Source organism: Anaerotruncus sp. DFI.9.16 (genome assembly GCF_024461615.1).
GTDB lineage: Bacteria > Bacillota > Clostridia > Oscillospirales > Ruminococcaceae > Anaerotruncus > Anaerotruncus massiliensis.
Genome location: NZ_JANFZX010000199.1, coordinates 1 through 202, shown reverse-complemented (window position 1 = coordinate 202; position 202 = coordinate 1). Strand labels below are relative to the sequence as shown.

General features: G+C 63.9%; 1 protein-coding gene. It reads left to right on the top strand.

What is annotated here, in order from left to right; genetic code table 11:
- The coding region (locus NE609_RS17520) for a hypothetical protein (protein WP_256153262.1) at positions 1 to 202 on the top strand (202 nt) is incomplete at both ends.

Sequence of the window (202 nt, the reverse complement as noted above, 5' to 3'; positions counted from 1 at the left end):
CGACCGATCCCAAGGGAAACGCCACGCTGTTTTATTACGACGCGGCGGGACGCCTCATCCGGCAGGAAGCGCCGTTTGAAGTGGACGCCCGTGCGGTTTCGCGGTACTTTTATGACGCTGCGGGAAACGTCCTCCGGCAGGAGGTGTTGTGCAGCGCCCCGGGCGAGCCGGAGGCGTGGCGAAAGACCGAATACCGCTACGA